At 69.1% G+C, this 22,562-nt stretch carries 17 protein-coding genes; 10 read left to right on the forward strand and 7 right to left on the reverse strand.

Annotated features, from left to right (window positions below; genetic code table 11):
- The first annotated feature begins 83 nt into the window (after positions 1 to 83).
- From IEX88_RS16940 to IEX88_RS16970, 7 genes are all read left to right on the forward strand, one after another.
- Positions 84 to 2,273 carry an anthranilate synthase gene (locus tag IEX88_RS16940; protein WP_188852888.1) on the forward strand — a complete coding sequence of 730 codons (2,190 nt, stop codon included), beginning with the start codon at positions 84 to 86 and terminating at the stop codon, positions 2,271 to 2,273.
- Position 2,274: 1 nt separating this feature from the next.
- Positions 2,275 to 3,192 (forward strand): cation diffusion facilitator family transporter, encoded by a 918-nt coding sequence (locus IEX88_RS16945; RefSeq protein ID WP_188852890.1) that lies wholly within the window; start codon positions 2,275 to 2,277, stop codon positions 3,190 to 3,192.
- Positions 3,193 to 3,352: 160 nt separating this feature from the next.
- A complete protein-coding gene (locus IEX88_RS16950) occupies positions 3,353 to 4,393 on the forward strand; it encodes a sensor histidine kinase (RefSeq protein WP_188852892.1) in 1,041 nt (346 codons plus the stop codon).
- Positions 4,394 to 4,775: 382 nt separating this feature from the next.
- Entirely contained in the window at positions 4,776 to 6,464 is a 1,689-nt protein-coding gene (gene leuA, locus IEX88_RS16955; RefSeq protein WP_188853048.1) for a 2-isopropylmalate synthase, read from the forward strand.
- Positions 6,461 to 8,119 (forward strand): thiamine pyrophosphate-binding protein, encoded by a 1,659-nt coding sequence (locus IEX88_RS16960; RefSeq protein WP_188852894.1) that lies wholly within the window; start codon positions 6,461 to 6,463, stop codon positions 8,117 to 8,119. Before leuA ends, IEX88_RS16960 begins: the two co-directional genes overlap by 4 nt.
- Before the next feature lie 4 nt (positions 8,120 to 8,123).
- Positions 8,124 to 8,945, forward strand: a complete 822-nt coding sequence (locus tag IEX88_RS16965; RefSeq protein ID WP_188852896.1) for an alpha/beta fold hydrolase — start codon at positions 8,124 to 8,126, stop codon at positions 8,943 to 8,945.
- Between the two features lie 98 nt (positions 8,946 to 9,043).
- The gene (locus IEX88_RS16970) at positions 9,044 to 9,661 is read left to right on the forward strand and encodes a hypothetical protein (protein ID WP_188852898.1); all 618 of its coding nucleotides are present in this window, start codon (positions 9,044 to 9,046) and stop codon (positions 9,659 to 9,661) included.
- A 36-nt stretch (positions 9,662 to 9,697) separates the two neighbouring features.
- On the opposite strand, the gene IEX88_RS16975 is transcribed toward IEX88_RS16970, so the two are convergent.
- Together IEX88_RS16975 and IEX88_RS16980 are read right to left on the reverse strand one after the other, a co-directional pair.
- The gene (locus IEX88_RS16975; protein ID WP_188852903.1) at positions 9,698 to 10,909 is read right to left on the reverse strand and encodes a benzoate/H(+) symporter BenE family transporter; all 1,212 of its coding nucleotides are present in this window, start codon (positions 10,907 to 10,909) and stop codon (positions 9,698 to 9,700) included.
- Between the two features lie 83 nt (positions 10,910 to 10,992).
- On the reverse strand, positions 10,993 to 11,952 hold the full coding sequence (locus IEX88_RS16980) for a metallophosphoesterase family protein (RefSeq protein WP_188852906.1): 960 nt from the start codon (positions 11,950 to 11,952) through the stop codon (positions 10,993 to 10,995).
- A 56-nt stretch (positions 11,953 to 12,008) separates the two neighbouring features.
- On the opposite strand from IEX88_RS16980, the gene IEX88_RS16985 reads away from it, so the two are divergent.
- The gene (locus IEX88_RS16985) at positions 12,009 to 12,470 is read left to right on the forward strand and encodes an NUDIX domain-containing protein (protein WP_188852908.1); all 462 of its coding nucleotides are present in this window, start codon (positions 12,009 to 12,011) and stop codon (positions 12,468 to 12,470) included.
- Here IEX88_RS16985 and IEX88_RS16990 read toward each other — a convergent pair.
- Positions 12,461 to 13,549, reverse strand: coding sequence for an alpha/beta hydrolase family protein (locus tag IEX88_RS16990; RefSeq protein WP_210319291.1), 1,089 nt, complete (start codon positions 13,547 to 13,549; stop codon positions 12,461 to 12,463). The two genes, IEX88_RS16985 and IEX88_RS16990, sit on opposite strands and share 10 nt — an antisense overlap.
- A gap of 137 nt (positions 13,550 to 13,686) precedes the next feature.
- On the opposite strand from IEX88_RS16990, the gene IEX88_RS16995 reads away from it, so the two are divergent.
- On the forward strand, positions 13,687 to 14,772 hold the full coding sequence (locus IEX88_RS16995; protein ID WP_188852910.1) for a helix-turn-helix domain-containing protein: 1,086 nt from the start codon (positions 13,687 to 13,689) through the stop codon (positions 14,770 to 14,772).
- 25 nt (positions 14,773 to 14,797) lie between these two features.
- On the opposite strand, the gene IEX88_RS17000 is transcribed toward IEX88_RS16995, so the two are convergent.
- Positions 14,798 to 15,772 carry a glutathione S-transferase family protein gene (locus tag IEX88_RS17000; protein WP_188852912.1) on the reverse strand — a complete coding sequence of 325 codons (975 nt, stop codon included), beginning with the start codon at positions 15,770 to 15,772 and terminating at the stop codon, positions 14,798 to 14,800.
- A 346-nt stretch (positions 15,773 to 16,118) separates the two neighbouring features.
- Between IEX88_RS17000 and IEX88_RS17005 the strand changes: the two genes are divergently transcribed.
- Complete coding sequence (locus tag IEX88_RS17005; RefSeq protein WP_188852914.1) at positions 16,119 to 16,625, forward strand: GNAT family N-acetyltransferase; 507 nt, start codon at positions 16,119 to 16,121, stop codon at positions 16,623 to 16,625.
- Positions 16,626 to 16,674: 49 nt separating this feature from the next.
- On the opposite strand, the gene IEX88_RS17010 is transcribed toward IEX88_RS17005, so the two are convergent.
- From IEX88_RS17010 to IEX88_RS17020, 3 genes are read right to left on the reverse strand one after another with little or no spacing between them, the layout of a single operon-like run.
- Positions 16,675 to 18,753: a hypothetical protein gene (locus tag IEX88_RS17010; RefSeq protein ID WP_188852916.1), complete on the reverse strand. Its 2,079-nt coding sequence runs from the start codon at positions 18,751 to 18,753 to the stop codon at positions 16,675 to 16,677.
- Entirely contained in the window at positions 18,750 to 21,635 is a 2,886-nt protein-coding gene (locus tag IEX88_RS17015) for a DUF4159 domain-containing protein (RefSeq protein WP_188852918.1), read from the reverse strand. The genes IEX88_RS17010 and IEX88_RS17015 overlap by 4 nt, the downstream gene beginning before the upstream one ends.
- Entirely contained in the window at positions 21,632 to 22,561 is a 930-nt protein-coding gene (locus IEX88_RS17020) for a DUF58 domain-containing protein (RefSeq protein ID WP_188852920.1), read from the reverse strand. Before IEX88_RS17020 ends, IEX88_RS17015 begins: the two co-directional genes overlap by 4 nt.
- Between the last annotated feature and the right edge of the window lies 1 nt (position 22,562).

Here is a 22,562-nt window from a genome sequence, read left to right on the forward strand (position 1 = left end):
AAGGTCGCTCTGGTTCATTCCGGCGGCCTTTTTTGTTTTCGGCGGCTGGGTGCAGGGCCTTTCAACGGCGGGAGACGGAAGCCATGACCCTCGAGACCTTGAGCGACGGCGCCGAGCGCTATCAGACGCTGGGCGGCGTGGCGGTCACGCGCCGGCGCGAGGCGGTGCCCTATGAGGGCGCGATCGAGCCTTTCGCCGACCGGCTCGACACCCGCCGCGGCGCGGTCTTCTCGTCCAACTACGAATATCCCGGCCGCTACACGCGCTGGGACACGGCGATCGTCGATCCGCCGCTGGTGCTGACCTCGACCAGCCGTGACATGGTCATCGAGGCGATGAACCCGCGCGGCGAGGTTCTGCTCGGTTTCGTCGCCGCGGCGCTCGACGGCCACGAGGACATCGCAACGCAGCAGCGCACCGCCATGCGGCTCGCGCTCACCGTCAAGCTGCCGGACCGCGTCTTCACCGAGGAAGAGCGCTCGCGCATGCCGACGGTGTTTTCCGTGCTGCGCACGGTGGTCGCCCTCTTCCGCTCCGAGGAGGATGCCGATCTCGGCCTCTACGGCGCCTTCGGCTACGATCTCGCTTTCCAGTTCGATCCGGTGACGGAGACGCTGCCGCGGCCGGCCGACCGCCGCGACGTCGTGCTGTTCCTGCCCGACGAGATCCTGATGGTCGACCACTACTCGGCCAAGGCCTATGTCGACCGCTACGAGTTCGAGAAGGATGGCGCGACGACGTCGGGTCTCGCCGGCGGCGGGCCCGAGGCGCCGTTCGCTGCTTCCGACCGCATCCCGCCGCGCGGCGACCACCGGCCGGGCGAATACGCCCAGCTGGTCAAGGCGGCGAAGGAAAAATTCATCCGCGGCGACCTGTTCGAGGTCGTCCCCGGCCAGACCTTCTTCGAGCGCTGCGAAAGCCCGCCCTCGGCCGTGTCGCGCCGCCTGAAGGCGATCAATCCCTCGCCCTATTCCTTCTTCATCAATCTCGGCGACAACGAATTCCTGATCGGCGCCTCGCCGGAAATGTTCGTGCGCGTCAACGGGCGGCGGGTGGAGACCTGCCCGATCTCCGGCACGATCAAGCGCGGTGACGACGCGATCTCCGATTCCGAGCAGATCCTGAAGCTCCTGAATTCCAAGAAGGACGAGTCGGAACTGACCATGTGCTCCGACGTCGACCGCAACGACAAGAGCCGCGTCTGCGAGCCGGGCTCGGTGCGCGTCATCGGCCGGCGCCAGATCGAGATGTATTCGCGGCTGATCCACACCGTCGACCACATCGAGGGCCGGCTGCGCGAGGGCATGGACGCCTTTGACGCCTTCCTCAGCCATGCCTGGGCCGTGACGGTCACCGGCGCGCCAAAACTGTGGGCGATGCGCTTCATCGAGAAGCACGAGAAGAGCCCGCGCGCCTGGTATGGCGGCGCCGTCGGCATGATCCACTTCAACGGCGACATGAACACCGGCCTGACGCTGCGCACCATCCGCCTCAAGGACGGCATCGCGGAAGTTCGGGCCGGCGCGACGCTGCTTTACGACTCCAACCCGGAAGAGGAGGAGGCCGAGACCGAGCTGAAGGCCTCGGCGCTCATCTCCGCCATCCGCGAAGCGGGCCAGCCGAACGACGTGCTGGGCGAACGCGCCGGCGCCAAGGTCGGGGAGGGGCTGCAGATCCTGCTCGTCGATCACGAGGACAGTTTCGTCCACACGCTCGCCAACTACTTCCGCCAGACCGGCGCCACCGTCACCACCGTGCGCACGCCCGTGGCGCAGGAGATCTTCGACCGGATCGATCCCGATCTCGTGGTGCTGTCGCCCGGCCCCGGCAACCCGGCCGACTTCGACTGCAAGGGCACGATCGCCTCGGCACGGGCCCGCAAGATCCCGATGTTCGGCGTCTGCCTCGGCCTGCAGGCGCTCGCCGAAGCCTATGGCGGAACGCTCAGGACGTTGCACGTGCCGGTGCACGGCAAGCCCTCGCGCATCAAGGTGCAGAAGCCGGGCATCATCTTCTCCGGCCTGCCGTCGGAGGTGACGGTCGGTCGCTATCACTCGATCTTTGCCGATCCGGTCCGTCTGCCCCGGGAATTCGAGGTCACCGCCGAGACCGAGGACGGCATCGTCATGGCCTTCGAGCACCGCTCGGAGCCGGTTGCGGCGGTGCAGTTCCATCCCGAAAGCATCATGAGCCTCGGCGGCGGCGCGGGCATGCGGATGATCGAGAACATCGTCGCGCATCTGCCCCGGCGTGCCCGCGAGAAGGCTGCCTGACATGCTGAATGTTGACGGCGTCCATCCGGATGCGGGGCCGGTGAAACGCATCGCGACCGCGACCATCGGCGTCGGCCTGGTCGTCCTCGCGATCAAGTATTATGCCTATTACGTCACCGGCTCGGTGGCGCTGTATTCCGACGCCCTGGAATCGATCGTCAACGTCGTCGCCGGCATCATCGCGCTGTGGGCCGTCAGCGTCTCCTTCGCGCCGGCCGACAGCGACCACCACTTCGGCCACACCAAGGCGGAGTATTTCTCCGCCGTGGTGGAGGGGGCGCTGATCATCGTCGCGGCCTTGCTGATCCTGCGCGAGGCCTGGGACGCCTACCAGTCGCCGCGGGCTCTCGACGCACCGATGCTGGGCATCGCCATCAACAGCAGCGCCACCGTCATCAATCTTGTGTGGGCGCAGTTCCTGATCCGGGCGGGCCGGGCCCGCCGCTCGCCGGCGCTGGCCGCCGACGGGCGCCACATCATGGCCGACGTGGTCACTTCGGTCGGAGTGCTCGCGGGTCTCGCCATCGCCTCGGTGACCGGCTGGCATGTCCTCGATCCGATCATGGCCGCGCTGGTCGCCGTCAACATCCTGCGCGAGGGCTGGCACGTCGTCACCAGTTCGCTCAGCGGCCTGATGGATCAGGCGATGGAGCCGGGCGAGGAAGAGCGGGTGCGCAGCATCATCTCCGGCCATGCCGAAGGGGCGCTCGAGGTGCACGACCTGAAGACGCGGATCGCGGGACGGGCCCTGTTCATCGAGTTCCACATGGTCGTGCCGGAGGCGATGACCGTCGGGGACGCGCACGAGATCTGCGACCGCATCGAGGAGGCGCTGCAGGGTGCTTTCGCTCACGCCACCGTCCAGATCCACGTCGAGCCGGAGGGCGAAATCAAGCAGACGGGCGTTCCGGTCGTCTGACGTCGGACTAATTCATTGGCTGCCTGAGGGATTGCGCCGTAATCCTGACAATTTTTGCCGCTTGCCACAATTGAATGTTAGGCGCAGTAGCGAAGCATGTGACCGATGACGGAACGGCACGACTGCTGAAACGCATGTGTTTTCGAGGAATGGCGGGATCTTGGCCCTGACGGACGTCCGATCGCTGAGCAGGCCGATTCATCTCGCCCTCGTCCGCACCGCGCACCTGCGGCGCCTGCCGCTCTTCCAGTGGTCGGTGGCCGTCGCTGCTTTCGTGGTCGCCTTCGGCCTGCGCTATGGTCTCAATGACCAGCTGCCCGTCGGCTTTCCCTACCTGACCTTCTTTCCCGCCGTCATCCTGACTACGTTTTTCGCCGGCCTCTATCCCGGCATCGCGGTCGCCGTGGCCAGCGGTCTGGCGTCCTGGTATTTCTTCATCCCGCCGTTTCACACCTTCTCCCTGGTCGGCGGCGCGCCGCTGGCGCTGGCCTTCTACATCGCGATCGTCTCCGTCGACATTTTCCTCCTGCACTGGATGCATCTGTCGGTCGATCGCCTCGGCCGGGAGCGGGAGAAGGCGGAGGGCTATGCAAGGCAGCGCGATCTCCTGTTCCAGGAGCTGCAGCACCGCGTCTCCAACAATCTCGCCGTCGTCTCCTCCATGCTGAGCGCCCAGTCCCGCGCGCTCGAGGGCGAGGCGGGGCAGGCGGCGCTGGTGCAGGCCTCGGCCCGGATCGGCCTGATCTCCAAGATCCAGCGCCAGCTGCACGATCCCTCGCGCCAGAGCCTCGACCTCGCGCCCTATCTCCGGCAGCTCGGGCCCGATCTGATGGAGGCGTCCGGCGCCGACCATATCGCCTACGCCGTCAATGCCGAACCCCTCGACGTGCCCGCCGCTCTGGCGGTGCCGCTCGGCCTCATCGCGACCGAGCTGATCTCCAACGCCATCGAGCACGGCTTTGCGCATTCCCGTGCGGGGACGCTTTCGGTGACCCTGCGCCAGCGCGGCGACGGCGAGGTCGTTCTGACCGTCGCCGATGACGGGCCCGGCTGGCCGGAGGGCTACGAGGCGGGGCGTTCGCGCAATCTCGGCATGCGCATCGTCCTGTCGCTGACCCAGCAGATCGGCGGCAGCTTCGCCTTCCGCAACGAGGCCGGCGCGGTCTCGGAACTGCGGTTCCGACTGCCGGACCCGGCCTGAACTTTCCAGCTTGCAGTCTCGGCGATATCGGCTAGGCTGCTCTTCATGAACCTCGCGCTCGCCCTTCTGACGATTCTGGCCCTGTCCCTGTCGACCGGCCTTTTTGTCGCGCGCGCGCCGAAGCTTCTCCTCCTTCCGCTTAGAAGCGATCGTCGGACCCGTTAGTTCAAGGGGCGTCCGGCGATCGAGCCGGTCGCCTTGCGCGCCGTGCCCCTTCCGCTTCATGCCGGTTTGACACGACCGGTCCCCCCAGCTGAAGACGATGCTGCAGCCGCATGACGGCGCGCCGTCTCGACGAGCGACGAAGGCCCTATCCATGTCCGCATCCACGACGTTTCCCCCCGCGCCCATCGCGGCACCGGCCACTTCGCCGGCCCCCGTGATGGCCAAGGCCGCCGCGAAGTACCAGCCCTATCCCCCGGTCGATCTCGCCGACCGCACCTGGCCCTCGAAACGCATTGAGAAGCCGCCGATCTGGTGCTCGGTCGACCTGCGCGACGGCAACCAGGCGCTCGTCGATCCCATGGGCCAGGAAAAGAAGGAGCGCTTCTTCCAGCTGCTCAAATGGATGCGCTTCAAGGAGATCGAGATCGGCTTCCCCTCGGCCTCGCAGACCGATTTCGACTTCGCCCGCTGGTGCGTCGAGCATGGCGGCGTGGGCGAGGACGTGTCGTTGCAGGTGCTGGTCCAGTGCCGGCCGGAACTGATCGCCCGCACCTTCGAGTCGCTCGAGGGCGCGCACCGGCCGATCGTGCATTTCTACAACTCGACCAGCGAGCTGCAGCGCCGCGTCGTGTTCCAGAAGGACCGCGCCGGCGTGCGGGCCATCGCCGTCGAGGCGGCGAAGATGATCACCGAGATGGCCGACAAGGCCGGCGGCGGCTACCGCTTCGAGTATTCGCCTGAAAGCTTCACCGGCACCGAACTCGACTTCGCGCTGGAGATCTCCAACGCGGTGATCGAGGTGGTGAAGCCCACGGCCGACAACAAGCTCATCATCAACCTGCCGGCGACGGTCGAGATGTCCACGCCGAACATCCATGCCGACCAGATCGAGTGGATGTGCCGGAACCTCGACAACCGCGAGAACATCATCGTCTCACTGCATCCGCACAACGACCGCGGCACCGCGATCGCGGCGACCGAGCTCGGGCTCCTGGCCGGCGCCGACCGCGTCGAAGGCACCCTGTTCGGCAATGGCGAACGCACGGGCAATGTCGATCTCGTGACGCTGGCGTTGAACATGTTCACGCAAGGCGTCGATCCCCTGCTCGACGTCTCCGACGTCAACAAGATCAAGGACGTCTACGAATACTGCAACCAGCTGGTGATCCCCGAGCGTCACCCCTATGTCGGCGAACTCGTCTACACCGCGTTTTCCGGCTCGCACCAGGACGCGATCAACAAGGGCATGAAGGCGTCGCGCGCATCAAACAAGACGCTCTGGGAAGTGCCCTATCTGCCGATCGACCCGCAGGATGTCGGCCGTTCCTACGAGGCGATCATCCGCATCAATTCGCAGTCCGGCAAGGGCGGCATCGCCTATGTCCTTCAGGCCGACTACGGCCTCAACCTGCCGCGCGCGCTGCAGGTCGAGTTCCGCGAGGACGTCCAGCGGATCACCGATGCCGAGGGCACCGAGCTGTCGGTGAAGCGCATCTACGACCGCTTCATCGAGCGCTATGTCGAGCAGCCGGGCGCCCGCATCCGCTTCCTCGACCATCACACGCTGCCCGATCCCGAGCACCGTGGCGAGCGGCTGCTCGAGGCGACGATCCTCGACGGCGACAGGGAAGTGACGATCACCGGACGCGGCACCGGCCCGATCGACGGCTTCGTCGATGCGCTCTCGCGCCATCTCGGGATCGAGATGTCGGTTGCCGACTATTCCGAGCACTCGCTCCAGCACGGCTCCAACGCCTCGGCGATCTCCTACATGGACATCGAATACGCGGGCGGGGCGTTCGGCCAGGGGCGGCTGTTCGGCGCCGGCATCAACAAGAACATCGTCACGGCGTCGCTGCAGGGCATCGTCTCGGCGGCCAACCGGATCATCGGAGCGGTGAAATGAAGGTGGAAGGCGGCGTCCTCCTCGTCCGCGCGCTGGAAGCGCAGGGCGTTTCGCGCGTCTTCTGCGTGCCGGGGGAAAGCTATCTCCCGGTGCTCGACGCCCTCGTCGACAGCGGCATCGACACCGTCCTCTGCCGGCAGGAAGGGGGCGCGGCGATGATGGCCGAGGCCGATGGCAAGCTCACCGGTCGGCCGGGGATCGCCTTCGTCACCCGCGGGCCGGGCGCGACGAACGCCGCGTCCGGCGTGCATGTCGCCGCCCACGACCTGACGCCGATGATCCTGTTCATCGGCCAGGTGCCGACCGAGTTCCGCGGCCGCGGCGCCTTCCAGGAGGTCGACTACGACAAGTTCTTCGGCGGCATGGCCAAGGCCGTGTTCGAGGCCGCCACCGCCGCCGAACTGCCCGACCTCGTCGCCGAGGCGTTCCGCATCGCCCTCGACGGCGCGCCGGGACCGGTCGTCATCGCTCTGCCGGAGGACACACTCTCCGGCGAGGCGGAAGCGGAGATCCCGAGCCGCGTCGAGGCGATCGACATTCCGCCGGCGGAGTCCAAGCTCGAAGATCTCTGGGCCATGCTGGAGGGAGCCAAGGCGCCGATCCTCATCCTCGGCGGCTCGCGCTGGACCGACGGCGCCATCGCCGACATCCAGACGTTCGCGACGCATTTCCACCTGCCGGTCGCCTGCTCCTTCCGCCGCCAGGCGCTGTTCCCGAGCCTTCATCCCCACTATGCCGGCGATGTCGGCATCGGCATCGCGCCGGCGCTGAAGGCGCGGATCGAGGCGTCCGACCTCGTCATCGCCATCGGCGCGCGGCTCGGCGAGATGCCGAGCCAGGGCTACACGCTCTTCGACGTGCCCCAGCCGAAGCAGCGGCTCGTCCATGTCCTGCCGGATGACGCCGAGCTCGGCCGGGTCTATCATCCCGCGCTGTCGATCCTCGCCGATCCCGTTTCCTTCGCGCGCAAGGCCGCACAATTGGTGGCGCCCGCGACGGTCGCCTGGTCGGGCGAGGCGGAGGCGGCGCACGCCACCTACCTCGCCTGGTCGACGCCCGCCCCGGACACCGCCGCCCGCGCGGGGTATGTCGACATGAACGGCGTGATGGCGCATCTGGAAAAGGTGCTGCCGGCGACGAGCACGCTGACCAACGGCGCCGGCAACTTCGCCGGCTGGCTGCACCGCTTCCACCGCTTCGTCGGCCACGCCGCGCAGCTTGCACCGACCTCGGGCTCGATGGGCTACGGCCTGCCGGCGGCGGTGGCGGCGAAACTCCGGCATCCCGAGCGGACGGTCGTCTGCTTTGCCGGCGACGGCTGCTTCCAGATGACGATGCAGGAATTCGGCACCGCCGCGCAGGCGGGCGCGGCCGTGATCGTGCTTCTCGTCGACAACAGCCAGTACGGCACCATCCGCATGCACCAGGAGCGGCACTATCCCGGCCGCCCCTCGGCGACCGCGCTGGTCAATCCGGATTTCGCCGCGCTCGCCCGGAGCTATGGCGCCTATGCCGCGGCCGTCGAGCGGACGGAGGACTTTGCCGCCGCCTTCGACGCGGCGGTGGCGAGCGGGGGGCTGGCGCTCCTGCACATCAAGACCGATCCCGATCGCATCTCGGTCACGGCGCGCCTGCCCTTTCCCGCGTCGATGTGAGCGCATGAGCGCCGAAGCGGATCGCTCCCCGTCCGGACCGGCTCTGCCGGTCGTCGCGATGGGGGAGGGGACGGCCCAGCCGGCCGTTTTCCTGCACGGATTTGGCGGCGCCGCTTTGTCCTGGGAAGGCATTCAGCCGGCAATCGCCGTAGGCCGACCGACGCTCGCCTTCGACCTGCCGGGGCACGGCGAGGCGCGCGACTTTCCGGGCTTCGGCCCGCCGAAACTGGCGGCCCGGGCCGTCATTGCCGAGCTCGACCGGCATGGCATCGCTTCGGCCCATCTCGTCGGTCATTCCATGGGCGGCTCGATCGCGGCGCTCATCGCGCTGTTCGCGCCCGAGCGGGTGGCCTCGCTGACGCTTCTGGCGCCGGGCGGGTTCGGCCCGGAGATCGGCGCCGAGGCGCTCGCGCGCTTTGCCGCGGCGCAGTCCGACCCGGAGCTGCGCGACAGCCTGATCGGCCTCGGCCGCCCCGGCTGGCAGCCGGACGAAGCGGTTCTCTCTTTGCATCGCCGCATCCGCGCGTCGCAGTCCACCGCAGCGCTGGCGTCGATCCAGGCGCTGCTGTTTCGCGGCGGCACACAGGGGTCGCTGCCGCTCGATGCCGTCGCCGGCACGGGCGTGCCGGTGCAGCTGATCTGGGGCCGCGAGGACAGGATCACCCCCTTTGCCCAGAGTGCGGGTGTTCCCGCAGGCTTTGCGCTCGCCGCTTTGGCGGGGACCGGGCACATGCTGATGGACGAGGCGTGCGAGGAGTCGATCGCCCATATCGCCCAAGCCCTTGAGACCGCAGAGTCATCAGGCGTTTCGCACGCCAGCCCCTGACGGCAGGCACGGGGAATGCGACGACGACGGTTCCCATTCGCGATGCGACGACTTATGGTTAATCAATTGTGAACAGTGAGCGACAGGGACCAGCACGGATGGGCGAGGGCAAGGACAATGTGTCGTCCCTGATGGGGAACCGACGGCTTGCCGACGCGATCCGGGCGGCCAAGATCGCCGCGGCGCATCGCAGCGACGTCGTCGTCGACATTCGAGAGGCGGATCGGGCGCGGCTGGAGATTCTCGCCGAGGAAATGCAGAGCGTCGCCGACGAGGTCCCGCCGGGCGACGACCGCTTCGACTTCACCATTTCCGGGGGCCCGCAGCCGCGGTTCTGGATCGATGGCACGGCGCATGTCTCCATGGCCCGCGACCGGCGGACCTACCGCTTCGCGCGGGAGACGCGGCTCGGCCGGGTGATGCTGGGGGAATCCGCCGATGTCGCCGTGATCGCCGACCGCGTCACCGACTATGTCGCCGAGCGCATCGTCGAGCGCGACAAGGCCTTTGCCGATAGCGACGGGCTCGGCGTCCGGGTCATGGAACGCGGGGAGCGGAAGACGGAAGCAGCGGCTGCGCCGATCCCGGCCCGGCCGGTGCCGCCGCCCGCCGGCACGAGCTTCGCCGTCGCCCTCTCCTGGCTGATGATCGGCCTCGTCATCGGCGCCGGCACGCTCTACGCCATCGCGTCGGTTCGCGGTTTTTCGCTGAACTGAAGCTGCCGCGATTCGCCTCGCCGGCGACAGGCGTCGTCAGGTCCGCGCGGACGGGGCATCCTCACGCCGGGCGGCCACGACGGGGGGAGCCGCGACCGGGCGCGGCGTCACGAGCATCAGCCCGGCCCCGGCCAGAAGCCCCCAGAACGGTGCCGAGATCCCGAGGATGGCGACGCCGGAGGCGGTGACGAGGAAGGTCAGCGTCGCGGCCTCCCGCTCTCCCGGCGCCGCCAGCGCGGCATGGGCCGCGCCGGAGAAGGCGCCGATCAGGGCCAGACCCGCCACCGCCTGGATGAGCAGCGGCGACAGGCTGGCAAAGGCGGTGACGAGCCCGGCGGCGAGGCCGAAGCCGACATAGGCGAGGCCCGAGACGACGCCTGCCCAGTAGCGCCGTTCGCGCGCGGGGCCGGCCTCCTCGCCGGCGCAGATCGCCGCCGTGATCGCCGCCAGATTCACCGCATGGCCGCCGAAAGGCGCGGCCGCGAGGCTGAACAGGCCGGTGACGGCAAACAGCGGCCCCGGCGAAGGCGCGAAGCCGTTGACCTTCAGAATGGCGAGGCCGGGGATGTTCTGCGAGGCCATGGTCACCAGGAACAGCGGCAAAGCGATGCCGACGAGGCTCGCCAGGGTGAAGACGGGCATCACCCCCACCGGATAGGGCAGCGCCGGGCCAAGGGTCGACAGCCCGTCGGAATGGGTCAGGACGATGACGCCGATGGCGACGAGCGCGGCGGCGGGCACCGCCAGCAGCCGGTTCAGCCGCGAGACCAGGAGCCAGGTGCCGGCGACGGCGAGGCCCGCCAGCGGCGTCGCCGCGACGGCGCGTACCGGCGCCAGGCAGAGCGAGAACAGGATGCCGGCGAGCATGGCATTGGCAAGGCTCGCCGGCAGAAGCGCGATCAGCCGCCCGAGCGGCCGGATGACGCCGGCCAGAATGACCAGCAGGCCGGAAACGACGAAGGCCCCGACCGCGACGGCAAAGCCGCCCTCGGGCAGTGCGGAGGTGGCCAGGAGCGCGGCGCCGGGCGTCGACCAGGCGATCGAGATCGGCATCCGCGTCTTCCGGCTGAGGGCGATGCCGCAGAGGCCCATCGCGACCGATAGCGCCATCAGGCCGGAGGCGGCCTGGTCGCGCGTCGCGCCCATCGCGCCGAGTCCCTGCAAAATGACCGAGAACGAGCTGGTGAAGCCGACGAAGGCAGCCAGCAGGCCGGCCGTGACGGTGGGGAGGGGCGGTAATCGGTGCATGGACAAGGCTGCCGTGAAAAGGCCGGGCCTCTGCTCTGCCCGACCCGAGCGTCCGTCGCAACCGCCAAGGTCGGCTGTTGACCTTACAGGCCGCCGCCGGCCGGCAGCGCATCCTCCTGATCGCCGACATTGACGGTCTCGCCGTTGGCCATCAGCTGTCGCTGGCGGATCCAGTCGATGCCGCTGCCGTCGCGCTTCAGGCCGCGCTCGCGCTGGACAAGCGTCCAGGCGCCGGGCTCGCCGTCGATCTGGAACAGGTTGTAGCGGGCTGCGGGCTTGGCACTGCCGGCGCTCTGACTGGCGGAGGGCACGCCGACCACCGGCACCAGGCCGTCGACGCCGGCGATCCAGTGCAGCGTGTCGAGATGGGTATGGCCGTGCAGCACGAGATCGGCGCCGACCTCGCGGATCACCTTCCAGAAGAACTGCTTGCCCATCAGCCGCTTGTGCCAGGAGGTGGCGTTCGACACCGGCGGATGGTGGATCATCACCACGCAGAAATGCCCCGTCGTGCGGCAGGCTCCCAGCATCTTCGCCAGCGCCAGCGCCTGCTTGCGCTTGAACGTGCCGGTGGCGAAGAAGGGCGCCGTCGCCTCGGCGCTGTTGACGCCGAAGATGGCGACATTGCCGCGCAGCCGGACATAGGGAAAGAGATGGCCGATGGAGGCGAGCGGATTGTCGCCGACCATGTAGTCGTGCCACTCGGCACAAGCCCGCTTCAAGGCGCCGGGGACATAGGCATCGTGGTTTCCCGGGACGACGGAAACGTTGTGGGCCGTCCCCAGATCCCTAAGCCAGAGGCCGGCACCGACGATCTCCGTCTTGGTGGCGAGGTTGACCAGATCGCCGGTCACCGCCACATGGTCGGGACCTTGCGCCTTCATGTCGGCGACAAGCGAGGTCAGCGTGTCGCCGAACATCACCCGCCGCCGGTTGCGGTGCCAGTTGACGTAGCCGGTGACGCGCTTGGACGCGAGTTCCCGGAACGAGAGTTCGGGAAGGGGACCGAGATGGATATCGGAGAGGTGCGCAAGGGTGAACATGGGCAAGCATCTAGCTGCTTGACGCCAAAGGGAAAGAGCCGGAGAGCCGCATCGCCATGGTAAAGCCCGGCCTGAAGCTCCGCCTCTTCCACATGGCGCATGTGATGATGCGGCCGATGACGCTCGGCACGCGCTGTGCCGCCTTCGACACGGAGGGGCGGATCTTTCTCGTGCGCCACACCTACATCGCGGGATGGCATCTGCCGGGCGGCGGCGTCGATGCCGGCGAGACGATCGAAGAGGGCCTCTGCCGCGAACTGCGCGAGGAGGGCAATCTCGAGCCGACCGAGCCGCCGCGCCTCGTCGCCCTCTACTTCAACCGCTTCGCCTCCCGGCGCGACCACGTCGCCTTCTATGTCTGCCGCAACGTCCGGCAGAGCGCGCCGAAACCCGCCAGCGGCGAGATCGCCGAGTCCGGCTTCTTCGATCTCGCCGCGCTGCCGGACGGGCTCGCCGCCGCCACAAGAAGGCGCCTCGACGAACTCGCCTCGGAGGGGCCGTTCGACTCTTACTGGTGAGACGGAACGGCTTCCGGCCCGGAAAGGCCGAGAAAGGCGGCGACGGCGTCGATCACCTCGGCATGGACGGCGGCTCTGTCGGAGCCCGCGGGATCGGTGCAGACGGGATCGTCCTGTTCTTCCTCCAGCATCTTTGCAGCCTGCGGCGTGCAGAGGCCGAGGAAGGTGAAGTGGACGGCGGGCCGGATTGTCTCGTAGGTCGCGTTAGAGAGGCGGGCGGCGAGGTCGCTGCCTTTGGCTGAGACGTCGACTCCACGCCAGGGATCGGGCGCGCCGAGATTGATCAAGAGCACCGGCAGCGTCATCGCCGCGATGCCTTCCGGCGATAGGGCATCCGTCACACCGGGATCGACTGCAATGACGGAGCCGACACGCGGATCGCGAACATTGGCCTCCATCTCGGCCGGCAAACGGTCGAGGTCGACGCCGCCTTTGCGGTAGAAGACGCAGTCGCCCTGCTCGCCGAAAGTCCGGCAATAGTCCCGGTACTTCGTCCGCACAAAATGGCCGCCGGCCAGATCGAGCACCGTGGTGCCGCCGAGCGAGAAGCCGAGGGCGCTGATCCGGCTGGTGTCGACGAGCTTGCCGAAGCTCGGATCGGCGAGAACGGTGTCGAGGGCGGCGCTGAGGTCCTTCGCCCGCTCGTCGAAGCGCGGGGTGCGGCGCGGCGAGGAATCGCCGGAGGTGGTGCCGGGATGGTTCACGGCCACGACCAGCGCGCCGCGCAGCGCCAGTTCCGACGACAGCCAGCCGAGCCCGTCCATGTTGCCGCCGGAGCCGTGCGACAGGAGGATCAGCGGGTGCTTGCCGGCTGCGGCGGCCGCTCCGACGAGGGCCGGCGTGCCTCTGAAGACCGGGTTCTCGCCGATGGGGATGGCATAGGTGCGGGCGCTGGCCCGGTACCAGATCGATGCCGGGACGAGGACGGCGCGATGCGGCGCCACGACGTCGAAACGGTCGTAGCCGGGCAGGGCCTCGATGTCGGAGCGGCCGGCTGCGGCGGCAGGGGCTGGCGGCGCAGCCAGCCCCTGAACCGAGCTTGCAAGGACGGCGAGACAGGCGAAAGTGGCGATGTTCATGGCGGAGATCCTTGCCGTGAGAGGAACAAGCCGCCCACCCAAGCCCGCGCCGCCTTCCGGCCGCGTCCTGCAACCGGTTCGAGGTCGCGCCGATCGCGTTCAAGGCCTATCGAGAGGGTGTCTGAAGGGAGCAGTCCATGTTCGCCGTGCCGATCTCCATCGTCGTCTCTCTCGCGCTCAGCTTCGTTCTCGTCCGGATGCGGCTGAGGGGGAGCCTGGCGCCGCCGCTGGCCGTGCTGCTCGGCGCCTGCATCCTGCAGGGCGTGGTCAACGCGCTGGCGCAATATTACGGCCTGCCGGTCTTTCGCCTGGTCCAGCCGGTGACGGCGGTGTGCGTCGCGCCCGTCGCCTGGCTGGCGCTGCGATCGGCGCAGGGGCGCGGCGGCGCGCCGTCGGCGGGGCTCCTGCATCTGCTCGCGCCGGCCTTCGTGGCCTTCTGCATCGCCAGAGCGCCCGAGGCGATCGACGCGGCGGTCATCGCGGTCTTCGCCTGCTACGGCGCGGCGATGCTCCTGGCGCTGCGGTCCGGCGCCGACGGACTGCCCGAAGCCAGGCTCGATGCGGGCGACTGGCCGCCTTTGGTCTGGCGGGCGATCGCCGCGACCCTCATCTTCTCGGCCGTCAGCGATGCGGCCATCTCGCTGGCGGTGGTTTCGGGGGAGGGCTGGCTGAAGAGCTGGATCATCGGTTTCGGATCCAGCCTGACATTGCTTCTCGTCGGGACGCTCGCCTCCTTGCCCGCCCTCGGCCGCGCGCCGGGAATCGTCGACGCGACGGCGGCGCCCGCGGCTGCCGAAGCGGCGGCCGAAAGCGACGCGGAGCGGGGCCGCGATGCCGCGATCATGGCCGACCTCGAGCGGCTGCTGGACGGGCAGCGGCTCCATCGCGACAGCGAGCTGACGCTTTCGCGGCTCGCGCGGCGGCTGGGCCTACCGGCCAAGCGCGTCTCGGAGGCGATCAACCGGCAGACCGGCGAAAACGTCTCGCGCTATGTCAACGGTTTTCGGGTCGCCGACGCCTGCCAGGCGATCGACGCCGGCCGCTCCGTCACCGACGCCATGCTCGGCAGCGGCTTTGCCACCAAGTCCAACTTCAACCGCGAGTTCCGCCGCGTGACGGGGATGGCGCCGGCGCAATGGGCGGTTTCGCCGCGGATGCTGCGCCCGGCGGAGCTGACGCCGCCCGCTCCGCCCGAGTCGATCGCCGGGCCGCAGGCAACCTGAGACCCCCGGAGTTCTGTCCCGCTTTCTAGGAAAACCGCTCGCGACCATGCTTCTGCCGAAGATCCTGGTCCGGCCCGAGCGGCACGATGGCGGTCGGGTTGATCATGGTGTGGCTCTGGTAGTAGTGGCCCTTGATGTGCTCGAAATTGACGGTCTCGGCGATGCCGGGCTGTTGGTAGAGATCGAGCATGTAGGGGAAGAGGTTGGGATAGTCGGCAATCTGGCGGGCATTGCACTTGAAGTGCCCGTGGTAGACCGCGTCGAAGCGGATCAGCGTCGTGAACAGGCGCCAGTCGGCCTCGGTGATGGTGTTGCCGACGAGGTAGCGCTGGCCCGCCAGCAGCGCGTCCAGCGCATCCAGTTCGGAAAACAGAACGTGGAACGGCGCCTCGTAGGCTTCCTGCGTGGTCGCGAAGCCGCATTTGTAGACGCCGTTGTTGATCCGGTCGTAGACGCGGGCGTTGACGGCGTCGATCTCCGGCAGGAGGGCGTCCGGCGCGAGGTCGACGGTCTCGTCGGCAAGCGCGCCGAAGCCGGCATTGAAGATCCGGATGATCTCGGCCGACTCGTTGTTGACGATGGTGCCCGTCTTCTTGTCCCAGAGCACCGGCACGGTGACGCGGCCGGTAAAGTCGGCCTTCGCCTGGGTATAGACCTCGTAGAGGCGGTCCTTGCCGAGCACGCTGTCGGGAATGGCGCCGGGACGGTCGGAAAACACCCAGCCGTTCTCGCCCATCAGGAAATCGACCACCGACAGCGAGACGACGTCCTCGAGCTTCTTCAGCCGCCGGACGATCAGCGTGCGGTGCGCCCAGGGGCAGGCGAGGGAGATGTAGAGGTGATAGCGGCCGGCCTCCGCGGGAAACGCCTTGCGCCCGTCCGGCGCGGGCGTTCCGTCCGGGGTGATCCAGTCGCGAAATGCCGTCGTCGTGCGCTCGAAGCTGCCGTTCTTCGATTCGTACCACTTGTCCTGCCAGCGGCCCTCGACCAGAAGTCCCATCGTCCGTCTCCTTCAGGCCTCATGCCTCGCTCCCACATGGGAAGCGGGCCGGCCCGCCGTCAAGGCAGACGCAGCGTCAACGCCGGCGCGACGCCGACGCGACGCCCGGGCTGCGCCCGATGGACGCAGAACCCCGTCGGTGCTAATCGGGGCCAGGACAGGCCTTTCGAGGCGTCGCCTCGTGCGATGCCGCCGGGCCGCGACGGCGAACTGGGAAGGACGGGCGTGACCTTGCAGCGACGACGATCCTCCTCGCGCCTTGATGCGCCAGAGGTGCCGAACCCGCGGCTCGCCTGAGCGGTAACCCGCCGGGACGGCCGTACCGCTCCTGCCCGGATTTCCTGCCATGTTTTCGCTTCCCGCCGTCCGGTATCTGCCGGAAACCCCCGATCATGACGCCGCCATCGAGGCGATAGCCGCCGAAGCTTTTGGTCCCGGCCGTTTCGCCCGCGCCGCCGAACGCGTGCGCGAATTGTGTCCCCGCGACAGAAGCCTCTGCTTCGTCGCTTTGTTCGACGGCGCCGTCGTCGGTTCCGTCCGCCAGACGCCTGTCGCCATCGGCGGGCGCCCCGCCGTGGTGCTCGGGCCGCTGGCCGTCGGCCCGGTCTACAAGGGGCAGGGGATCGGCCGGCGGCTGATGGCCCTGGCGGAAAAGGCGGCGCGCGAGCGCGGCGAGACGGCGATCGTCCTGGTCGGCGACCGCGCCTATTACGAGCCGCTCGGCTACCGGCCGTTGCCGTCGGGGACGGTGATCATGCCCGGCCCCGTCGATCCCGCGCGGATCCTCGGCCTGCCGCTGGTCGACGGCGCCCTCGAAGGGCTTGCCGGCAGGGTCGGGCCGCGTCGCAGCTGACGGACGACAGTCGCCGCCAAGCCTGAAGCATGATCCCGAAAGGTGGCCTTTAGCGCCCCTCGCGGAACCAGGTGGCGGAAATGGTCATGAGCAGCACGGCGAGGCCGAGGAAGCCGGCAAACAGCGGCGTGCGATCGACGCCGCGCAGCACCGTTTCCTCGGTGGTCTTGAGGCCGATCCAGTCGCGCCCGTCGGCATCGGCGCGACCGCGCACCGGCACGATGCGCGGCACCTCGACGCTGCCGTCCTCGGCGATGCGGCGCACGCTGCCGCGCGTCGCGTCGGCGATCGGCTGCAGCTTCTCTGTCGTCGACACGGCCTCGCGGTATTCCTGCGGATTGACCGGACCGACATTGGCGAGCGTCCTCAGATCGCCGTTGGCGGCCTGGTAGAGGCCGAGTTCCTCGGTCTGCAACGTGCCCTCCCAGCGTCCCTCGCCGACCTGGATCAGCGGCACCTGCCGCGCCTCGCCGGACGGGGTGACGACGGTGGCCGGACCGGGATCCTCGCCGATGGTCTGGCGGGTGACGACGAGGTCCTCGCCGCGCGTCTCGGCGCCGAGCGCTTCCTCGTCGAGCTCGGGCTCCTTCATCAGCCAGTGCGCGAGCCGCCGGAACAGCGCGACATGCGGGCCGCCGCCTTCGAAGCCGCGCGACCACAGCCAGCCCTGGTCCGACAGGAGCAGCGCGACGCGGCCCTCGCCGGCATGGTCGAGCACCAGCAGCGGCTTGCCGTTCGGCCCGTTCATCACCGTGTCGCCGCGCGGCGTCTCGACGTCGATCGAGCGGAACCACTCGCTCCAGGCCGGCGGGGTCTGGTCGGATCCCGGCAGGTTGCGCGTCACAGGATGCTTCTTGCCGAGGTCCGAGAGCGTCGGTCGGAACGCTTCCTGGTCGATCGTCCCGGTCGGTAGCGCCGGCAGGATCGAGGCGAGCGAGGTCGAGGCGACGGAATCGTTGCCGCCATATTCCGGCCCGGAGGCGATCAGAATCGCGCCGCCCTTTTCGACATACTGCGCGATGTAGTCGAAGTAGAGCGCCGGCAACACGCCGCGGCGCTGGTAGCGGTCGAAGATGATGAGGTCGAAATCCTCGATCTTCTCGACGAAGAGCTCGCGCGTCGGGAAGGCGATCAGCGACAGCTCGTCGATCGGCGTGCCGTCCTGCTTTTCCGGGGGACGCAGGATGGTGAAGTGGACGAGATCGACGGCCGCGTCCGACTTCAGGAGATTGCGCCAGGTGCGCTCGCCGGCATGCGGCTCGCCGGAGACGAGGAGCACACGCAGGTTTTCGCGGATGCCGTCGACGACGGCGATGGCGCGGTTGTTGATCGGGGTGATCTCTTCCGCGTCGAGGGCGGCGGAAAGCTCGATGATGTTCTTGCCCGCGCGCGGCAGCGTGAAGTCGGTGCGGGCGTCGACGCCGGGCGTCACCTGCTGGCGGCCGATCAGGTCGCCGTTGAGGAAGATGCGCACGTCGACGGGGTTGCGCGAGGCGCGCGGCCCGTCCTCGATGACGCGGAAAACGAGCTGCTGGTCCTGGTCGACGAGGCCAAAGCGCGGGCTGGTGGTGATCTCGATGCGGCGGTCGAACTCGTCGGCCCGGCCGGTGATCAGGCCGTGCACCGGCGCGTCGAAGCCAAGGGTCGAGGCGTCGGCGGGGATGTCGTGGATCTGACCGTCAGTCACCATGATCGCGCCAGCAACCCGCGCCGGCGGCACGTCGCTGAAGGCCGAGCCGAGCGCCCCGAACAGAGCGGTGGTGGCGTCGCCGCCGGCCGTCCCGGCATTGCGGGCCTCGACGGTGCGCACCTCGAAGTCGGGGAAGCGCGCGAGGCTTTCCTGCAGGGCCGCCACCGCCGTCGCCGTCTCGGCGCTGCGCTGGCCGATGCTCTGGCTCTGGCTGTTGTCGACGACGAGCGCGACGACGCTCTTCAGGGGATCGCGCTGCTCGCGCAGCACCACGGGATTGAGCAGCGCCAGGATCAGGGCCGCCAGTGCGAGGACGCGCAGAAACGACCCACGCATCCTGACCAGGAGGAGGACGGCGACCAACAGCGCGGCGGGAACGGCGAGGGCAGCCAGAACCGGCCAGGAGAAGAAGGGGGCGAACTGCATCGACCAGGTCATTGGCCCAGCCTTTCCAGGAGAGCGGGCACATGCACCTGGTCGGCCTTGTAGTTGCCGGTGAGGACGTACATCACGATGTTGACCCCGCTGCGATAGGCGTATTCGCGCTGCGTGGGGTCGCTGGCATCGGTCGGAAAGCGGAACAGGCCGCTGTCGTCGACGGCCCAGGCGCGGGCAAAATCGTTCGAAGTGATCATGATCGAGGAGACGCCGTCGCCGGCGCTGGCGGGCCGTGTCTCGGCGTTGGGATCGCGCACCAGCGCCTCGACCCACAGCGGCGAGCCGGTGTGGCGGCCGGGAAAGTCGCGCATGATGTAGAATGATTTCGTCAGCACGTGGTCGGTCGGCACCGGCTCCAGCGGCGGGATGTCGAGATCGGCGAGGATGTCGCGCAGCCTTCGCTGGCCGGGCGAGACGGCGGTCGAAGTCAGCGAGGAGATCGGATCGTCCTGCACGTCGAACAGCACCGTGCCGCCCTGCTTCATGTAGGCGTCGACCCGGCTGATCGCCGCGGTCGTCGGCATCGGCGCACCGGCGTCGATCGGCCAGTAGAGGATGGGATAGAAGGCCAGCTCGTCGGCGGCGATGTTGACGCCGACGGCCGATCCCGGCTCCAGCGCGGTCTTGGCGGCGATGAACTGCGACAGGCCGTCGAGACCCTGGCGGGAGATCTCGTCGGTCTCGGATTCGCCGGTCTCGACATAGGCCAGATGCGTCGTCTCTGTCGCGGCGATCGCCGCCTCCGCGCGGGCGGCGTCGTCCGCCGTGCTGGACGCCGACGGTGCCGCCTCGGCCGCGGGCGCATCCTGCGCCATCGCGCCATTGGTGCCGACGGCGGAGAAGGCGAGGCCTAGGCCGACCATGGCAAGGACCGGCAGGGCCGCGGCCCGGCCGCCGAAGCCGCGACGGCCGAGGCGCGTCAGGACGCCGTTCAGCCACAGCATTGCGAGAACATCGAGGGCGAAGAGCACGAGCGCTGCGGCGAAGAGAAGCGGCATCATGTCGACAGAGGCTTCACTGCCATAGCCGCGGGCGGCGACGGGTGTGCCGAGGTCGAGTTCCGGCAAGGGCGCCAGCGTCGCGTCTTCTGGCAGGAGGTTCAGGGCGGTGTAGCCGGCCTCGGTACCGTAGAGGCCGGGCGGGTTGCGGCGCGTGACGATCGCCGAGGTCCCCGCCGTGAGAAGCAGCGGTTCTGCCTCGGCGCCGGGCGCGGCGAGCCGGCCTTCGGCATCCATCACCCGGTAGGGCGGCAGGCTCTGGGCGCTGCCGGCGGCGCCTTCTTCCGTGGCCGCCGGACCGGTCGAGCGCGACAGGGTCACGATGCGCCGGAGCATGTCGACGAAGGCGCCTGATATCGGCAGGTTCGACCAGGTGGCTTCGGCGGTGACGTGAAACAGAACGATGGTTCCCGCGCCGACGGTCTGGGCGGTCACCAGCGGCGTGCCGTCGGCGAGGCTCACCCAGGTGCGGTCGGCGAGATCCACCGAGGGCTCGGCGAGGATCTGGCGGGTGACCGTGACCTCGTCGCCGATCGCTATCCCGGCCAGCGGACTGGTCGGCGGTACCGGCGAGATCTTCTGCGGCTCCGACCAGGACATGGCGCCGCCGAGCTGGCGTTCGCCGCTGCGCAGCCGCACCGGCACCAGGGGATCGTCGCCGGTGGAGGCGGCGAGCCGCGGTCCGGCGAAGCGCACGAGGAATCCTCCCTTGTCGACGAAGTCGCGCAGGGCCGTCTCGGCCGGCGCGGGAATGACGCCGATGTCGGCCATGACGATCACCGACGGCCGGCGGGCGACGAGGGCGGGGATGGCGCTGGAGAGGTCGGCGCTGTCGGCCCGGGCCAGGTCCGCAAAGGGTTCGAGCGCCCGGGTGATGTAGTAGAGCGGCGACAAGAGCGGCTGGGCGACATCCGCGCCCTCGCCGGAGATCAGGCCGACGCGGCGACGGCGAAAACTGTCGTCGACGAGGCGCACGCTGGCGGCCGTCGCGGGACCCACGACCTCTAGCCGGGCGATGTCGTTGCGCAGCTCCACCGGCACGGTGAAGCGTGCCTCGGCGGTGACGGCATCGCCGGTGAAGTCGAGCGAGGCCGTGCCGATCTCGCGGCTCTGGCCGTCGACGACGCGGACGGTGAAGTTGGCGTCGCCGGCGACGCCCTGCGGGCGGACCGCCTGAACCACCAGCGCCTCGGTCGAGTTGTCCGCCTGCGTCAGGCCGACGAGGGGAGCGATCGAGGGGCGGTAGAGAATCGCCTGACCGGCGCCGAGTCCGGCCAGGGTCGTGGTGACTTCCGGGGTGCCGTTGCCGTCGAGGCCGTCGCTGAGGAAGGCGAGAGAGCCAAGCTCGGTGCCGCCGAGGGCGGTGGCCAAGCGCGTCGCGGCCGCCGGGCGATCGGTCGGGATCGGCCGCGCGATGGCGGCGCCGAGGCGCTCCAGCGCCACGCTCGCCTCGACCGGCGTCGCGTCGTCGGTCGGACCCTCTGCGGTGAAGGCCAGCGCCACCGGGCGCTCCGCGTCGCCGGCATCGCGGATCACCTGTTCGGCAGCATCGCGGCGCGCCGGCCAGTCGGCGCCACTGGCCCAGCCGTTGTCGACCATCAGCGCGACCGGTCCGGTGCCCGACAGCAGGCCCTCGCGCGGGTTCAACACCGGCGCGGCCAGAGCGAGAATGACGAGGGCGGCGAGCAGCAGGCGGAGCAGCGTCAGCCACCACGGGCTCTTGGCCGGGGTCTCCTCGACGCGCGCGACCCGCGCCAGGATGCGCAGCGGCGGAAACACTTCCATCTGCGGGCGCGGCGGCGTGAGTTTCAGGAGCCACCAGATCACCGGCAGCGCCAGAAGGCCGAGGAGCATCAGCGGGGCGCCGAAGGAAAGACCGCTCATGCTGCGCCGATCCCGCCGGTCTGCCGCGCCATCGGCTGCGGCACGCCGCTCAAGCGTCCATGCACGCCGACCAGCGCCTCGGAGGCGAGTCGATCGGTGCGGTGGGCGACAAAACTCCAGCCGAGCCGTCGGCAATGCTCGCCGATCACCGCGCGTCGCGCCTGGAAGAGCTGCAGATACTCCTCGCGCAGCCCCTCGGCGCGGCCGGCCGTCAGCTTGGCGCCCGTTTCGGGATCGCGGAATTCGGTGCGACCGGCATAGGGAAAGGTCTCCTCGGCCGGGTCGGCGATGGCGATGAGATGGCCGCGGATGCCGCGCCGCGCGATGCGATCGATGCGCTCGAGGATCTCGTCCACCGGATCGAGGAAATCGCTGACCAGAACGACTTCGCTGAAGCGCTTCATCCGGTCGTCCGGCGGGAAGCCGGCGGGGCGGCCGGGGACGAGGGCGGTGGCGATGCGCTCGGCGGCATTGCGGGCGGAGATCGGGTCGAGCACGCCGGGATAGCCGATCCGCTCGCCCGAGCGCGACAAGAGGTCGGCCAGCGCCAGCACGAGGACCATCGCGCGCGATTCCTTCGAGACCGTCGCGATTTCGGACTTGTACAGCATCGACGGAGAGGGATCGGCCCAGATCCACACGGTCTGCGCCGCCTCCCATTCCTGGTCGCGCAGATAGACATTGTCGTCGCGGGCCGAGCGCCGCCAGTCGATGCGCGAGACCTCGCCGCCGTCGACGAAGGGCCTGAACTGCCAGAAATTCTCGCCGACGCCGCGCCGGCGCCTTCCGTGCCAGCCGGCGATCACCGTCGTCACCACGCGCTTGGCCTCAACCAGCAGGTCGGGCAGCAAGGCGGCGCGCTGGCGCGCGCGAACGAGGGCATCGGCACTGGGGGTGAGGTCGACCGACTGGCCGATGGTTGCCATG

This window comes from Aureimonas glaciei, from assembly GCF_014643375.1.
Classification (GTDB): domain Bacteria; phylum Pseudomonadota; class Alphaproteobacteria; order Rhizobiales; family Rhizobiaceae; genus Plantimonas; species Plantimonas glaciei.

Coding starts and splice junctions, on each gene's coding strand:
- IEX88_RS16940 (WP_188852888.1), top strand. CDS start 84: ATGACCCTCGAGACCTTGAGCGACGGCGCCGAGCGCTATCAGACGCTG.
- IEX88_RS16945 (WP_188852890.1), top strand. CDS start 2,275: ATGCTGAATGTTGACGGCGTCCATCCGGATGCGGGGCCGGTGAAACGC.
- leuA (WP_188853048.1), top strand. CDS start 4,776: ATGGCCAAGGCCGCCGCGAAGTACCAGCCCTATCCCCCGGTCGATCTC.
- IEX88_RS16960 (WP_188852894.1), top strand. CDS start 6,461: ATGAAGGTGGAAGGCGGCGTCCTCCTCGTCCGCGCGCTGGAAGCGCAG.
- IEX88_RS16965 (WP_188852896.1), top strand. CDS start 8,124: ATGAGCGCCGAAGCGGATCGCTCCCCGTCCGGACCGGCTCTGCCGGTC.
- IEX88_RS16970 (WP_188852898.1), top strand. CDS start 9,044: ATGGGCGAGGGCAAGGACAATGTGTCGTCCCTGATGGGGAACCGACGG.
- IEX88_RS16975 (WP_188852903.1), bottom strand. CDS start 10,909: ATGCACCGATTACCGCCCCTCCCCACCGTCACGGCCGGCCTGCTGGCT.
- IEX88_RS16980 (WP_188852906.1), bottom strand. CDS start 11,952: ATGTTCACCCTTGCGCACCTCTCCGATATCCATCTCGGTCCCCTTCCC.
- IEX88_RS16985 (WP_188852908.1), top strand. CDS start 12,009: ATGGTAAAGCCCGGCCTGAAGCTCCGCCTCTTCCACATGGCGCATGTG.
- IEX88_RS16990 (WP_210319291.1), bottom strand. CDS start 13,549: ATGAACATCGCCACTTTCGCCTGTCTCGCCGTCCTTGCAAGCTCGGTT.
- IEX88_RS16995 (WP_188852910.1), top strand. CDS start 13,687: ATGTTCGCCGTGCCGATCTCCATCGTCGTCTCTCTCGCGCTCAGCTTC.
- IEX88_RS17000 (WP_188852912.1), bottom strand. CDS start 15,772: ATGGGACTTCTGGTCGAGGGCCGCTGGCAGGACAAGTGGTACGAATCG.
- IEX88_RS17005 (WP_188852914.1), top strand. CDS start 16,119: ATGTTTTCGCTTCCCGCCGTCCGGTATCTGCCGGAAACCCCCGATCAT.
- IEX88_RS17010 (WP_188852916.1), bottom strand. CDS start 18,753: ATGACCTGGTCGATGCAGTTCGCCCCCTTCTTCTCCTGGCCGGTTCTG.
- IEX88_RS17015 (WP_188852918.1), bottom strand. CDS start 21,635: ATGAGCGGTCTTTCCTTCGGCGCCCCGCTGATGCTCCTCGGCCTTCTG.
- IEX88_RS17020 (WP_188852920.1), bottom strand. CDS start 22,561: ATGGCAACCATCGGCCAGTCGGTCGACCTCACCCCCAGTGCCGATGCC.